Origin of the sequence: Halomicroarcula saliterrae (assembly GCF_031624395.1) — an archaeon.
In the GTDB taxonomy this organism is placed as follows: domain Archaea; phylum Halobacteriota; class Halobacteria; order Halobacteriales; family Haloarculaceae; genus Haloarcula; species Haloarcula saliterrae.
On record NZ_JAMQON010000008.1, the window covers coordinates 74,520 to 88,222 of the forward strand.

Annotated in this window: 15 protein-coding genes and 1 pseudogene; 7 read left to right on the forward strand and 9 right to left on the reverse strand. The window is 59.1% G+C overall.

The genetic code is table 11. From position 1 onward, the window contains the following. Positions 1-217 precede the first annotated feature (217 nt). From NDI56_RS20530 to NDI56_RS20540, 3 genes are read left to right on the forward strand one after another with little or no spacing between them, the layout of a single operon-like run. Positions 218-943: an ABC transporter ATP-binding protein gene (locus NDI56_RS20530; RefSeq protein WP_310921654.1), complete on the forward strand. Its 726-nt coding sequence runs from the start codon at positions 218-220 to the stop codon at positions 941-943. Continuing rightward, positions 936-1,673 carry an ABC transporter permease gene (locus NDI56_RS20535; protein WP_115819539.1) on the forward strand — a complete coding sequence of 246 codons (738 nt, stop codon included), beginning with the start codon at positions 936-938 and terminating at the stop codon, positions 1,671-1,673. Before NDI56_RS20530 ends, NDI56_RS20535 begins: the two co-directional genes overlap by 8 nt. Beyond that, complete coding sequence (locus tag NDI56_RS20540) at positions 1,670-2,422, forward strand: ABC transporter permease (protein ID WP_310921656.1); 753 nt, start codon at positions 1,670-1,672, stop codon at positions 2,420-2,422. Before NDI56_RS20535 ends, NDI56_RS20540 begins: the two co-directional genes overlap by 4 nt. A gap of 78 nt (positions 2,423-2,500) precedes the next feature. Here NDI56_RS20540 and NDI56_RS20545 read toward each other — a convergent pair whose 3' ends face one another. The 6 genes from NDI56_RS20545 to NDI56_RS20570 all read right to left on the reverse strand — a co-directional run bounded on the left by NDI56_RS20545 (position 2,501) and on the right by NDI56_RS20570 (position 5,715). Further along, complete coding sequence (locus NDI56_RS20545; protein ID WP_115819538.1) at positions 2,501-3,250, reverse strand: plastocyanin/azurin family copper-binding protein; 750 nt, start codon at positions 3,248-3,250, stop codon at positions 2,501-2,503. 19 nt (positions 3,251-3,269) lie between these two features. Next, positions 3,270-3,578, reverse strand: coding sequence for a thioredoxin family protein (locus tag NDI56_RS20550; RefSeq protein ID WP_310897851.1), 309 nt, complete (start codon positions 3,576-3,578; stop codon positions 3,270-3,272). Between the two features lie 123 nt (positions 3,579-3,701). After that, entirely contained in the window at positions 3,702-4,055 is a 354-nt protein-coding gene (locus NDI56_RS20555) for an SHOCT domain-containing protein (RefSeq protein ID WP_115819536.1), read from the reverse strand. A 2-nt stretch (positions 4,056-4,057) separates the two neighbouring features. Beyond that, positions 4,058-4,477, reverse strand: a complete 420-nt coding sequence (locus tag NDI56_RS20560) for a DUF302 domain-containing protein (protein ID WP_115819535.1) — start codon at positions 4,475-4,477, stop codon at positions 4,058-4,060. A gap of 527 nt (positions 4,478-5,004) precedes the next feature. Continuing rightward, complete coding sequence (locus tag NDI56_RS20565; RefSeq protein WP_310921657.1) at positions 5,005-5,367, reverse strand: SHOCT domain-containing protein; 363 nt, start codon at positions 5,365-5,367, stop codon at positions 5,005-5,007. A 51-nt stretch (positions 5,368-5,418) separates the two neighbouring features. Beyond that, positions 5,419-5,715 (reverse strand): hypothetical protein, encoded by a 297-nt coding sequence (locus NDI56_RS20570; RefSeq protein WP_310921658.1) that lies wholly within the window; start codon positions 5,713-5,715, stop codon positions 5,419-5,421. Between the two features lie 445 nt (positions 5,716-6,160). On the opposite strand from NDI56_RS20570, the gene NDI56_RS20575 reads away from it, so the two are divergent. The 3 genes and pseudogenes from NDI56_RS20575 (at position 6,161) to NDI56_RS20585 (ending at position 8,858) form a co-directional block, all read left to right on the forward strand. Continuing rightward, positions 6,161-7,189 carry a formyltransferase family protein gene (locus NDI56_RS20575; RefSeq protein ID WP_310921659.1) on the forward strand — a complete coding sequence of 343 codons (1,029 nt, stop codon included), beginning with the start codon at positions 6,161-6,163 and terminating at the stop codon, positions 7,187-7,189. A 154-nt stretch (positions 7,190-7,343) separates the two neighbouring features. Continuing rightward, a pseudogene (locus NDI56_RS20580) lies at positions 7,344-7,802 on the forward strand (DUF4396 domain-containing protein); the annotation flags it as partial. Between the two features lie 84 nt (positions 7,803-7,886). Next, positions 7,887-8,858, forward strand: coding sequence for a potassium channel family protein (locus tag NDI56_RS20585; protein WP_310921662.1), 972 nt, complete (start codon positions 7,887-7,889; stop codon positions 8,856-8,858). Between the two features lie 228 nt (positions 8,859-9,086). Here NDI56_RS20585 and NDI56_RS20590 read toward each other — a convergent pair whose 3' ends face one another. From NDI56_RS20590 to NDI56_RS20600, 3 genes are all read right to left on the reverse strand, one after another. After that, a complete protein-coding gene (locus tag NDI56_RS20590; protein ID WP_310921663.1) occupies positions 9,087-10,376 on the reverse strand; it encodes a multicopper oxidase family protein in 1,290 nt (429 codons plus the stop codon). 245 nt (positions 10,377-10,621) lie between these two features. Beyond that, the gene (locus NDI56_RS20595; protein ID WP_142980804.1) at positions 10,622-11,209 is read right to left on the reverse strand and encodes a helix-turn-helix transcriptional regulator; all 588 of its coding nucleotides are present in this window, start codon (positions 11,207-11,209) and stop codon (positions 10,622-10,624) included. 132 nt (positions 11,210-11,341) lie between these two features. Then, positions 11,342-12,745, reverse strand: a complete 1,404-nt coding sequence (locus tag NDI56_RS20600; protein WP_310921665.1) for a permease — start codon at positions 12,743-12,745, stop codon at positions 11,342-11,344. A 382-nt stretch (positions 12,746-13,127) separates the two neighbouring features. Between NDI56_RS20600 and NDI56_RS20605 the strand changes: the two genes are divergently transcribed. Continuing rightward, positions 13,128-13,700, forward strand: a complete 573-nt coding sequence (locus tag NDI56_RS20605) for a DoxX family protein (protein WP_103428182.1) — start codon at positions 13,128-13,130, stop codon at positions 13,698-13,700. Positions 13,701-13,703: the final 3 nt, after the last annotated feature.

Here is a 13,703-nt window from a genome sequence, read left to right on the forward strand (position 1 = left end):
CAAACCGCATCAACGCTATGCTCGGCGCCTGATAGATGTCTGATTTTCATGACGGCTACCGCCCAAGTCTATCCCTGTTTGGAGACAAAATGAATGCCAAATCGTTGGCTATCCATTGCTCTCTTCGAAATACAACCCAATCTCCGGGTTCTTCGACGGGGTCAACTTTCGATTCCTAACAACAATTCGATTGAATGAGTAGAACGTCTTTCTACGTATGGAAACGACCACGGCACCCACGGAGACGGTCGGTGAGAGTAAGACGCTCGTTCGAGGCAACGCCCTCGAGAAAACCTACGGGTCACGACTCCCGTTGGGACGGTCGACGCCCGTTCTCACCGGTGCGGATATCGAGGTCCGTGCCGGCGAGATCGTCGGCATCGTCGGCGAGAATGGGTCGGGGAAGTCGACGCTGATGAAGATTCTCGTCGGGGTTCTCGACCACGACGCGGGCACGGTCGAACGGTATGGAACCGTCGGATGGTGTCCGCAGGAACCCCTGCTCTACGATCGGTTGACCGTCTCTGAAACCTTCCGGCTCTTCGGCGCCGGGTACGGGATGAGTCGCGAGGAGATCGACGCGGCGAAACGGCGACTGGCGGACGAACTCGACTTCGAACGGTACCTCGATTACCGAGTTGACCAGCTCAGCGGCGGGAACCGACAGAAGGTCAACCTCAGCATCGCGTTGATGCACGACCCGGACGTTCTCATGCTCGACGAACCCTACACCGGGTTCGACTGGGAGACCTACCTGCGGTTTTGGGACATGGCTCAGGACCTCGCAGACGACGGCACTGCTGTCGTCATGATCTCTCACCTCATCGAGGAACGGAGTCGCCTCGACCGCGTCTTCGAGGTGCGGAACGGACTGGTTCACGACGTGACCGACGACGAAACTGAGAGCGAACTCCGAAGCGACCGGGAGGGAGACGATGAATAGGTTCGCCGTGGGCATTCGATCAAACGTTAGGACGTTCCTCAGGACGCCCCTGAACGTGGTCCTCGCGCTGGTGCTGCCGCTCGTGGTCATCGAGGGGTGGGGACAGGCGATGGCGGGGCTACCGCCGATGCCGACCGTCGAGGCGATTCCGCTCGATCTCGGGCGCGTCCTCGGCGCAATCTTCGGCGTCGCCATCATCGCTGGGCTGATGGGTCTGGTCCAGATGATCAGTGCCCGGGAGGCCGACCGACGGCTCGTCCAGACCGGGTACTCGCCGAGGACGTTACTTGCGACGCGGCTGGCGACTCTCGCGGGTGTCACGATTGTCGTCGCGGGGGTGAACTTCGGGGTCCTCTGGCTGACCGTCGAACCCGAGGCACCGCTGCTCGTGTTCGCGTTCCTCGCGCTCGCGGGCGTCGTCTACGCCTTCCTCGGTGCGCTCGTCGGCGCAGTGCTTCCGCGGCTGTTCGAGGGGTCGCTCGTCGTCGTGTTCCTCGCGATGATGGACGCGTTCCTCAGTGGCGACAGCCCGCTCGCCGCGGATGTCCCCGACTTCGTCCAGTACTTCCCGCTGTATCATCCGAAAGAACTTCTCCAGTCGGCCGTCTTCGACGGCACGTTCGCGGCGGGCGACCTCGCCTTCGTTGGCGGATACGTTCTCGTGTTGCTCGTCCTCGTGACTGCCGTATTCGGTGCGACGATGCGCACGTCTGGGGGGTGGTCAGCGTGAATCGAACGGCCACGGCGTTCGGTATCGGGCTCCGGGAACACGCCCGTAACTACGTCCTCGTGGCGCTCCTGGTGATTCTCCCAGTGTCGTTCATCACGCTCGCCTTTGCGGTCACCCAGGACGTCCAAATGCCGGTCCGGACGCTCGTCGACGGCGAGACGACGACCGTGATGCGAGGGATGCCCGAGGTCCATGGCGTGATCATGACACCGATCACGAGCTCGTTTATCGCTGGCTTGGCCGGCCTGTTCCTGATGCGCGAGGCGAGAGATACGGACGGCCGCCTCGCGGTTGTCGGCTATCGCGCCCGCGAGGTTATCGCCGCACGGTTCGGCGTCCTCGCCGTGATCACGCTTGTCGTTGTCGGCGTTTCCGTGGGCGTGATGCTCGTTGACTTCCAGCCCGAACAGCTGTGGTGGTTCGTCGCCGCGATGGTTGTCCTTTCAGTTACCTACGGACTTATTGGGATGCTCGTCGGCGCCGTCTTCAACCGTCTGGCCGGCCTGTGGATCATGTTGATTCTCCCGATGATCGATATCGGGCTCTTCCAGGACCCGCTGTTCGTCCAGTCGGAGCCCGAGTGGTGGATGAAACTCTTCCCCGGGTATCATCCTGTCCGGGTGATGGTCGATACCGGACTCACGACGGACCTTGATACTGCTATGTCGCTCGGTTGGGGATTCGGCTACCTCCTATTCGTCGGACTCCTCGCTATTTGGGTGTACTACCAAGGAACTCGAACGACGTGACGACACAATCGAAAGAGGGCGACCTCCGTAGACGGACGAATTTACAGACGTCTCCCCGAAGGGGTTTGTTGACTCACCTCACAGATATCGGTCGTCTTGCCTGTCGTCCAACCGTTCACGACGCTGCTGGAACTCTTCTTCGTCGATCTCGCCTCGTGCGTAACGGCGTTGGAGGGTTTCCATCGCGGACGTATCACTCCGGGAAGGAGCGTCACCTCGACCCAGTGCCCAGTAGAGGAGTCCACCGATCAGTCCCAGCATTCCGAGTGCCCCGCCGATGAAGGGGACGCCGCCCCACCCGCCCCTCGATCCGCCCATCATGCCGCCGCCGGGACCCATCATGCCGCCATCGGTACTTCCGCTGCCCTCGACGTCCGAGCCGACGGCGACGGCGCCGTTCTGGACTATCGTCTCGCTGTCGGGGACCTCGCCGTCCGGGATCGGGCTGTCTTCAGCTGGACCGCCAGGGCTACCGACGACGATACGACCGACCATGCCGACCGTCTTGTGCGGGATACAGTAATAGTCGTACGTGCCGGGCGCCTCGAACGTGTGCTCGAAGCTCCCCTGCGAGATGGTCCCGCTGTCGAAGGCGGTGCCGTCGGCGGGAACGCGGTCCGGATAGGCCGTCGCCGAGTGGGCTCCGGCTGCGATCTCGAAGCGGACGGTCGTGCCGGGTTCGACGTGGAGTCCGATCGGGTCGAAGTAGTTGTTGCCCATCTTCACGACGGGCGTTTCCTGTGCGGCGACTGGTTGGGTGAATCCCGCACTCGTGACTGTGCTGGCACCGAGCGCTCCTAGGAACTGGCGTCTACTGTAGTCTGTCATTGTAGCTGGTTGGCTGCTGTTATCCACGGATGATGCTGGCGAGCCGGTTCGCGAGTCCGGGCGATTGCTGGCCGGCGCTCTCGATGGCAGCGTCCAGTTCGTCCCGGTCGACGATGCCGATGAACTCGTCAGTCCGCTCCCCGTTCGCATACACGAGCGTCGTTGGCGTCTTTCGGACACCGTACTCCTCGGCCGTCTCCAGATCGGTCTGGATGTCGACCTCTCGGAACTCGACATCCGGATACGCATCTTCGATGCCCTCGTTTTTCTCTCGCTGCGTTGCGCACGCTCCACAGGTCACCTGCGTGAACAGGATAACTTCCGTCATAGTAGCTAGTATGGTCTTGTGCTTTTAGCACATTTCTATCCACATCCGAAAGCTGTGAGGATCACAGATTTCGGATTCCAAGGAGGCGGACGTGAGAAACGCCGGAGGTTGGTGGTCGGACCGTCACTCCGAGCGTTCGAGCTTGTTCTGACGCGCCTCGAACTCTTCCTCGGTGAGATCACCACGAGCGTATGCCATACGCAGCTCCTCCATTGCAGGATTCCGCGACGACTGCGATGCCGTCACGCGACGGAAGACGAGATATCCTCCACCGAGCAGGAGGAGGAGGAAGACCAGCTGGACGAGCATCCCGACGAGTGGCCACCAGCCGCTGGTGGTCCCGCCGTAGCCCATCATCCCGCCGTAGCCCATCATGCCACCGAACCCCATCCCCATGGTGAGCATCGGGAGGACGATGATCGCCCCGAGGATCAGGAGCACGATAGTCGTGGTGTCGAGTTGATTGGACGAGGACATTGTTACTCCTCCTCCGGCACCGTTCCCAACTCGTCTGAGACCGTTGCGATGACGCGCTCGAATCGTCCGTGCACGTCGACCGCGATCTCGTCGAGGTCTGGATTCTCCGTGATGCCGACCAGTTGCTGGGGATCGACGGCACTCACGACGACGTCACCGTCATCTGTCTCGTAGACGATGACGTTACACGGGAGCAGGGCCCCCAATTCTGGCTCTTCGGCGAGCCCCTCGTGGGCGAGTGGAGGGTTACACGCCCCGAGAATCCGGTATTGGTCGACGTCGACATCGAGCTTTTCCTTCAGGGTTGTTTTGACGTTGATGTCACACAGGAGTCCGAATCCTTCGTCCTCTAGTGCGGTCGTGACTGCGGTTACGACATCGTCGAACGGTGCATCAATCGTTGTGGTAATGGTATACGTCATCGGTCTATTGGGTGTTTTTACTTTCCAAGCTCGTGATGAGCTTCGTTGCTTCCTCTTCGGTCAATCCAGCGCCGCCTGACGCATCTGAGGCGGTGAATGCACGGAGTCGTCGGCGTTCGGTAGCCTGTCTGCGCTGTTTTCGTGAGTCGATTCGGGCTATGTGTTGCGAGTCGTTCATTGTGGTGGTGGTCGGTCTTGTCGTGACGCGCGTTTCGAGCCAGTCCGTGACCGGAATCGACGCACGTCGAGTTCTGTTCAGATCGCTCGAGCCGTTCCTGACGGATTCAGAGAGATCGTTGTTGTCGGGGTAGCTCAATCCTGTGTCCCATATTTTGTATGTCCATTCCTCTTCTCCACAATACTTTGGACGGCTGCTGGAGACATAACCGGCTAAGTCCGTTTGCTGACCCAGCAAATCGCTCCGTCGTTTAAGAATACTCTCTCGTTGTCCTGTTCTCCCGAGAATGCACGCCGGCGATACGAATCCACGTGGAGGACACGGAAAAGCACATGAGGGGTAGAAGGACTCACTGTGTGAGCGAGCGTCGTCGGGACTCGAACTCCTCGTCCGAGAGTTCACCCCGCGCGTAGCGCTCACGGAGTTCGGCGAGTGCAGTATCCGGCCCAGAGCCCGGTTCCTCGCGGTTAGTTCCGTACACGAAGAGCAGGATGAGTCCGATCAGGAGCAGCGGCCAGAGGAACATCCCGCCCCCGAGCATCCCGAAGCCGCCAAGTCCGCCCATACCGCCCCAGCCGCCGCCCATCATACCGCCGCCGTAGCTTCCACTACCGTGGGCAGCAGCTGTTCCAGTCGCTGCGACCAGCAGCGGGACAGCGACGAGCGTGAGTCGACGAGCAGTGCCTCCGAGGTGAGTGGTGGGTTTCGTCATGATTGGGAATTGGTGGTGAGTTTCGGTATTCGGTCGAAACGGTCAGGGCCGTCAGCAGTGGCCCTGTCCGTACGTCCCGCCGTTGTAGTCGTCGTCAGCCATGTCCTGGGCCATCTCGTCGACGGTCACACCCATGTGCGATTCCATCCACTCGACGCTACCAGGGCCCATGTGCTCGGTCATCTGCGCCTCCATCCAGGCCGCCCAGTCATCGGCGGTAGCATTGTCAGTGGGCGCATCGTCTGCGGTCGTGTCGGTGCCGTGTGCGCTGACCACGGGCGCGGCGAACGCGAGTCCGACGATCGCGAGCGCCACGAGCAGCCAGCCGCCGAGTTTGAAGTTTGTCATTGTCTTTCTCCTCGGTTACTCGTAGGACCCCTCGGGAGTTATCGACGTGGGTGTGAATCCACGCAGGAGAACGTTCGAGAACGTGTATAGGGCGTTCTAACCGTTTTCCAAGGACAGAACCGTTCATCCGTGCCGAATTCGGTTGCTATGTAACTTTTTGAATACTCTGAAGAGTACTTTTGAACGATTAGATACCCCAAGGGTGATAAGCTGCTTGGCCACCTACGGCGAAGTTAGAACGAATGAGCGAGCTCGAAATTTCATCGATTTACCGCGTATGATCGGCTCTTTACTATCGAATCTTACTGTGGCGGTGTATTTATTGGAGATTGGATTGTAAACCATAGTATCAAACTCATGTCTAAGTTTGTCCATCAGGAAATGTTGAAATACAAGGAAATCATCACAAATGGCGTGTTGGAGTTGCTACTTCGGCCACGATACAATGTCGAATAACTCCACGACGGAGATCCGTGTCGCTGTACTCGTAGGAAGCGAGCACATTGAGCGATGGCGATGGAACGCATTAGCCGCACTCGCAACGGAGCCCGATATCCGGATCACCCACGTCGTAGTCAACGAAGGATCTTCGAGTTCGTCCGGAAAATCGGGAGTAGCGACTTTCGTTCGCGACGCGTTCAGACGATTCAGAGAATATCCACTCTGGTCGCTCGTCGGTGTTGGTCGAATACTTTCGTCCGTTCCTGTGTACTCACAGCCGCTCCACATCGATGCGATACCGGAAATTTCGAGCGCCGAACGATTGTCGTGTTCCCCAATTACGGTAGATGAGCTCTGGAATGAACTACCTGAGGAGACGATCGACAGACTCGAAGGCGTCGACGTCATTGTGCGGTTCGGATTCGGGATGTTAAAAGGGCGGGTGCTTACCACCCCAACGTATGGTGTACTTAGTTACCATCCTGGCGATATTCGTGTATACCGCGGTCAGCCGGGTGGGTTTTGGGAATTTCTCAACAGCGAAAGCCAAATGGGTGTGACCGTTCAGCGACTCAACGAAACACTTGACGGCGGAGAAATTGCGGCGCTTGAGTCTATCGACACCAGCGATCTGAACACGTGGCAGGAGATCAAAGTACGGGCCTACACCACAGCAGAACGAATGTTAGTACCCGCCGTTCGTACGGTCACAAGTGGAGATGTTAAACAACCCGACCAGATTGGCGAACTGTATCGAATCCCAAAGGGTTGGGATGTTATTCGGTATCTTGCGAAGAATACACAGGGACGAGTTCGGAACTTCACAGACACAGTTCGACGATCCACTGGTAAATGGATTCAGCCGGGAACTGTGGCCCTTCTCATCCTGATCGGATTGCTGAACGCCGGGCTACATCCTCTCTTCAGCCATCACTATATCATCCCGATCCATCTCGAACAAATCCTAGGACTCGTACTCCTCGTGGGTGGGTTCATGTACCTCCTCGGTATGGACCGGCACCATACAGTCTAGATCGGTCGCCGCCTGATTGCTACTGTTCTATGTACAGTTTGGAATCTTAACCTCAACTGCAGAAATTTCTCCTCCCCAGCTAGGTCGTGTAGCGATTCATCGAATCAAGAACGGCAGTGAACAGCCTCGAATTAGTTCAGCTATTCCGTAGACTATGCCACTCCAAGGACTTCTCACACAGATCGAACACGCGCTCGCACCGGTTCGCCACATCATGAAACCGATTCTGTCGGACCCGCTCGTGATGGGTGTCTGGGCGCTGTTCGTCCTCGCGTCCGTCGGCACCCTCTGGTGGGACATCCGCGAGCGGAATCAGGCGCTGCCATCGCTGATGAAAGGCGTCTGGACGCTGGTCATCCTCTATTCCGGGCCGTTCGGCCTGGCGGTCTACTGGTACTCGGGACGCACCCAGATTAGTAACGATTCGGTGTGGCGGCGCGGGTTCCGCTCGACCGCTCACTGCTATTCGGGATGTGGTGCCGGTGAAGTTCTCGGGTTCGCGCTCCTCGCGGGCCTGCTCGCACTTCAGAGTACGCTCCTCGTCGCTGCAGGAACGTTCGCGCTCGCGTATCTATTCGGCTACGCCCTGACAGTCGGTCCGCTGATCGAGGATGTGCTCACTGTCTGGCATTACGGGGTTTGATCAGACTTCGAGCATAACGACAGACCAGTGAACTATTTATACTTCGGCTTGGGCGTGGGTCTGCTCGTCGTGACCGCGATCGATTTCCTGTGGACGACCCTTTGGGTCGAGGGCGGTGCAGGACCCCTCACCGCACGCTTGATGCGGGGAAAGTGGAAGCTGCTACGACGCGTTGGAACCTACAGCCCCCGCATTCGGACGCTCGCTGGTCCGATGGTTCTCGTCCTCGGGCTTGGGATGTGGATTGCTCTGCTCTGGGGTGGGTGGATGTTCGTCTTCGCGAGTGTCGAGAACGCTCTGAGAGACACCATCGACGCGGGCCCCATCTCCTGGGCCGAGCGGTTCTATTTCGTGGGGTATTCGTTGTTTACGATGGGCAACGGTGACTTCGCTCCCAGAGATGGCCTCTGGCAGATCCTGACTGCACTGATGACCGCCAGCGGGATGTTGCTGGTGACGCTGAGCATCACCTACGTCCTCTCCGTCCTCGAGGCTGTCACGCAGAAACGCACGTTCGCGCGAGACGTAAGCGGGCTCGGACTGGACAGCGAATCGATCGTCACCACCACCTGGAACGGTGATGAGTTCGACAACGTCGCGCTCCCACTCAACAGTATTACCACAGCGCTGAACGAACTGACAGCCAATCACAAGGCCTACCCGATTCTGCACTACTTCTACACCGACGACCGCGAGGCTGCCGCCGTCTTGAGTGTTGCCAGTCTTGACGACGCACTGACTCTCTGGCAGCGAGCGACGCCAGAGGAGAACAGGCCCAGCGACTCGGTTCTCGAAAATGCCCGATCGAGTGTTCAGGGCTACCTCGACACGGTCAGCACGTTCGCGACGCAGTCCGACGAGCGTCCACCACCACCAGACCTCACCCTCCTACGCAAGGCGGGTGTCCCGACGGTGTCAGACGAGGAGTTCGACGACGTATTCGAAGAGCTGAAAGAGCGACGTCGAACCATGCACGGATTGATTCAGGCGGACGCGCGCCAGTGGCCGGGAACCCGAGAGGAGTAGTATCGACGGTTGAACACCCCTCACTCAATCATTAGTTGAGACACCGACCTTCATTTCGTCGCTCCACCAAGAGTGTACGTCAGGGTACAACTGATGTCTGAGTGGCAGGCATTTGAGTAAGAGTCCTGTCTCGACTGCGGACGTGCTCTAGCCCGTATTAGGCGACGAACGTGAATTCGAGTGTGCGGGCAACAATGGCCTTCGTTCGACTCAAACCTCGCTACTGAGCTACTCGACGTATCTCACGACGCGCGCCATGCCCGCATCGAGATGGTAGAGGTTGTGGCAGTGGAACAACCACCGGCCGGGATTGTCCGCATGGAAGTCGACCGTCACTTGTCCCATATGTCCCGGTACGAGAACGGTGTCTTTGATAGCGTTGCCGACCTGGAAGAAGTGGCCGTGAAGGTGCATCGGGTGAACGACCGGGCTCTGGTTGGTCATCCGAATCCGGACGTGTTCTCCGGGTCGAATGTTTAGCGGATCGGCATCAGGGTAGGCCTGCCCGTCTATCGTCCACGTGTAGGACTGGCCCCCGCCGCGTGAGAGCGTCAGGTCGAACGTCCGGTCGGGACGCCCGCTCACACCGTCGAGCGAGGAGACCGCTCGAAGGTCGCCGTACTGCAATCGGTTATTCGAGGACGATGGAGACTGTGGAGTGCCCGAACCACCCGTGGACTCGTACTCGACGACGGCTCTGGCTGGTGGTTCGTTGCCGTCGAGTGCGTCCGCCTGGAGGAACCATCTCCCCGGATTCGTCGCTTCGACGACGGCGTCGTACCGCTCGCCAGCACCGAAGACGAACGAGTCTGCGTCGACGGGTTCGACGGGTTGGCCATCGGCATGGGTCACCGTCATCTCGTGGCCGGCGATCCGCACCCCGAAGACCGTCGCACTGGAAGCGTTCACGAACCGGAAGCGAATTCGCTCGCCCTCAGCTACGTCGAACATCTGGGGGTTCTCAGGAAGGCGACCGTTGATTAGGAGTCCCTCGTATGGCGGCCGAACGTCGCCCATCATCCTGCCTCCCCCACCCATCCCTCTGTCCGACGGGAGGCGTGGCTCTCCGGGGAGGTAATCGTCGACGACGACGACGTACTCGCGGTCGTACTCGACGTGTGGGTCGGGTTCTTCGACGATCAGTGGGCCGAGCAATCCCCGGTCGAGCTGGAGCCCGACGTGGCTGTGGTAGAAGTACGTCCCGGCGGGTTCGGCACGGAACGTGTAGGTGAACGTCTCACCGGACGCGATCGGGTCTTGGGTCACGTTCGGCACGCCATCGACCGGATTCGGAACCGGAATACCGTGCCAGTGAATCGTGGTTTCCTCTCGGAGGTCGTTGGTCAGTTCGACACTGAGCACGTCACCCTCCTGAACGCGCAGCTCCGGTCCCGGGAATTGCTCGTTGTACGTCCAGTTGGTCGTCGACGTCTCGGGGGACGGTCGAATGGTTCCGGACGCCGCGGTGAGGCTGACGGACGTATCTGGCTCGTCAGTGACGGTCGAGCGTGGCGTCACCTCACGACCACCGTCATCGTCGGTGCCCGGGAGCTGACCGGCGCAGCCCGCGAACGCTCCGAGAGTAGATGCGCCTGTCAACTGGAGAAGCCTGCGGCGGGAGAATCCTCTGGAGGTCATTTCCCTTATTTTCGTGGTCGACGAGTATAGGCCTCGCGCTGAAGGAGGGTCATATGGCCATCGCTCAGTTTGATTTCAACACCTACGACGCCGGTGAATGGTTCTGAATCGTCGGAGATTCCCTGCTAGTTCATTTGTTTCTCTTGTAGGTCGTCACTCGGATAGATGCGATACGTCCGCCCTTGGCGCTCGCGGTACAGCAAGCCGCGCCTCTCAAGGGTACTAACCGTCTGGCTCACCTTGCTCTTCGAGAAGTCCGAGCGGTCCCGCAGTTCGATCTGTGTGATGCCGGGCGAGGAGAGAACCGGCTTGAGGATACGGCGTTCGTCTTCCGGTAGGAGGTCTAACACGCGAGCCTGTGGCTGGGACTCCGGATTGATAGCTTCATTCGGCTGGATCTCTGGTGATTTGGCGCTCTCACGAGCGGTTGCGCTCTCCACCTCGTCCTGTGAGTGATCGGGTACATCTGTGCCGGTGAGGTCGTCCCGAACCACGAGATACCCCCCGCCGATGACAGCCGAGACGAGGAGGGTTCCGAGGACGTACCAGAGCGGGTTCGTTCCGTGAACCGCCCCCATCGACATTCCCATCATCGATCCCATCTCCTCGAATGCTTGCCGTTGCTGGTACGCATCCCAGCTGAGCGCACCGCCGATGATGAGAACGGCAGCGACGAGGAAACCGACCACCGTATCGGCTCGCCGTCGATTCATCCCTCCCACCTCGATCTAGCGTGATACTCGTTCATGCCCGAGAGTTGGTGAGACTTCGCTGTACCAGTTGTGATTGACCGAGGCTAGTCTCGGGGCTGCTTGATTTCGGAACGATGTATCGAGACATGACGGTCAGTGGTGTTCATGACTCTGGGACGTCCCCGTTCCAGAGGGCTGTGGGTGTTGCTGTGCGAATTCGGATGGGTGCTTCTCGAACGACCGCTTGCATCGCTTCGAGCAGAAGTAGTACGTCTCGTCGTCGTGGGTGAGACTCGGCCCGCTATCGTCGGTCCGCATCCCACAGACGGGGTCCCGGTATTGGCCGGGAGCACCCAATCCTCGACGATAGACGTAGAGGAGGAACCCGGAGAGCGCGAACGCGATGATGTTGAGGTAGAACGTGTAGTTGAGTTCGAAGTACGTCTGTTCGGACGCGGTCTGGCCGCCGGTGAGATTCGGAACGATGCCGAGGGCGTTGAACAGTTCTTCCATGAGAAAGCCCGTGAAGGCCATCGTCACGAAGAATACGCCGAGAATGTACAGCATCACTTTCCAGCCGTAGTACTTCCGGTAGACGTTCAGAACGGGAATCGTGATGAGGTCGGCGTAGACGAACGCGATGATGCCGGCGAAGCTGACGCCACCGCCCCACAGCGCGACGGCGAACGGGACGTTCCCCATACTCCCGACGAAGCTGAGCACGGCGATTGTGACACCCATAATCGCGTTCTCGGCGCTGACGAGCAATCCCTCACCCTGCAGGAAGAGCGAGTTCCACACCCACTGTGGCACGAACACGATGACGAACCCCGAAATCAGAAAGCCGGCGATGATGTCTTTCCAGATCATCGACCACTCCTTGCGGTACTGATTCCCGACCTTGTACCACCCACCCCACGAGAAGAGTTCGTCGCGCCACCCGCCACTACTGGCAGCCTCTTGCTCGTAGGTCTCCATACAACCCTTCGAGCAGAACTTCAGCGTCTCGCCCCCGTCGGTCGTAAGCGAGTACTCGTTTTTCCCTTCCATCCCGCAGGTCGGATCCTCGGTGATTCCCCCCTCGTCGTCTCGCTGGTTCAGTTCCTGGCGAACTTGATCGAAGAGATTCTCGGGGAGCGTCAGATGAACGAGCAGTGCCATCACCGCGATGAGGATGACGCCACCGAGGAGTTCTGCGACGAGGAACTCCCACCCGAGGAGAATCAGAATCATCAGACCCAACTCCACGATGAGGTTCGTCGACGCGAACATGAACGCGAGGAAGTTCACTGTATGCGCTCCCTTCTTGAACAATCCTTTCCCGATGGCGACGGCCCCGAAGCTACACCCACTACTCGCAGCGCCGAACAGTGTCGCCTTTGTGAGTCCACTCAGGTTCCCCTCTCCGAGAACGTTGGCCATCCGCTCTTTCGAGACGTAGACCTGGACGAGACTCGTGATGGCGAGCCCCATAATAATCGCCCACGCGGCTGTCCAGAGAAATCCAATACCGATCCGTAGCGATTCGAGAATCCCCTCGACGAGCGCGGCCTGCATATGTACACCATCGCAGGCATCGTCTTTGTCGATTGCGCTTACAAATCAAAAACAGGGGGCGTCACTTACCCATAGAATCAAAATCGTGAGCTGGCTTCGACTGGGTTCGCCGCATCGCACGGGGACAAACGACTGCGAGGGGAGCGTATGCGGTTCACTGTTCGGGTCTAATACTGTCTGAAACCGCTGCCCCCACGAACTCCGGGTTACTCAGAGCGAGCGTGCATACGGGAATACATACCCATCAGATTGAGCAGACCAGCAATCGGGAGTGATGGCCATACTCATTGGTCGGTTTCGATTCGAAGATTTCTCGCCCTGATATCCGCCCCTTAATAAGCACAATTGTAATAAATTATGAATGAATCATTCTAGCTGCACTATGGCAACGACAGAAACCCTCGAAACGGAAATCTGGGGCCGTCCCGTCACGTTCGACTACTCCGAGCACTGGGTCGGATACTCACTGTTCCTCCTTCGCATCGTGATGGGGTGGACGCTCTTTCAGGGCGGCGTCACGAAGCTCGTCACGTATCTGGACGCCAACCCGGAGAACAACTGGACTGCCGCTGGTTTCCTGATGAACGCCGTCCCGGAAGGTAATCCGCTGATGGGATTCTGGGGGAGTATGGCTGGGAACCCACTCATCGACCAGCTCAATATGTGGGGGCTCACGTTGACCGGACTCGCACTTATCTTGGGTGCGTTCGTCCGTTGGAGCGCCTTCTGGGGTGCGGTGATGATGCTGTTCTACTGGCTCGCGTCGCTGACCGGCGGGCTTCTGGCAGGGCTTCCTGTCGCCCACGGGTGGGTCGTCGACGACCACATCGTGTACGCCGTCCTCCTGTTCGGGCTGGGCGCGTTCGGTGCTGGGCGGATTCTCGGGCTGGATGCCTATCTCGAAGACCTTGAGATCGTGCAGTCCAATCCGTGGCTCCGGTACTTGCTCGGGTGATTC